Source organism: Streptomyces aurantiacus JA 4570 (assembly GCF_000414115.1).
Taxonomy (GTDB): domain Bacteria; phylum Actinomycetota; class Actinomycetes; order Streptomycetales; family Streptomycetaceae; genus Streptomyces; species Streptomyces aurantiacus_A.
The window spans coordinates 1-588 of sequence record NZ_AOPZ01000454.1 but is presented as its reverse complement, the minus strand read 5'-3'; the positions used below and the strand labels follow the sequence as shown (position 1 = coordinate 588).

At 72.1% G+C, this 588-nt stretch carries 1 pseudogene; it reads left to right on the top strand.

Annotation, left to right across the window (positions count from 1 at the left end):
- Positions 1 to 3 precede the first annotated feature (3 nt).
- Positions 4 to 588 (top strand): annotated as a pseudogene (locus STRAU_RS44830) (acyltransferase domain-containing protein); the annotation flags it as partial.

Here is a 588-nt window from a genome sequence, read left to right as displayed (position 1 = left end):
ATCGTGGAGCAGGCGCCGGTTCCCGGCGAGAGCGAGGTGGCCGCGGCCCCGTCGTCGTCCGTGGTGCCGGGCGTGGTGCCCGTAACCCTCTCGGGCAGAACGCCGGAGGCCCTGCGCGCGCAGGCGGACCGCCTGCGGGACCATCTCGTGACCCACGCCGACCTCGAACTGGGCGACCTAGCCTGGTCGTTGGCGGTCGCCCGGTCACGGTTCGAGCACCGCGGTGTCGTCCTCGGCCGGGACCGGGACGAGGTCCTGGCCGGGCTTGACCAACTGGCGCACGGGGACGCGACGGCGCAGAACGTTGTGACGGGGCGGGCCCAGGGCGGCCCTGCCCGGCCGGTGTTTGTGTTCCCCGGTCAGGGTTCTCAGTGGGCCGGTATGGCGCGTGAACTTCTCGACTCCAGTCCGGTGTTCGCGGAGCGGATGCGGGAGTGCCCTGTCGGAGTTCGTGGACTGGGATCTGCTGGAGGAGCTGAGCGGGGACCGGTTCGACGGGGTGGACGTGGTCCAGCCGGTGTTGTTCGCGGTGATGGTGTCGCTGGCGGCCGTCTGGCAGGCGGCGGGGGTGAAGCCCGCGGCTGTGGT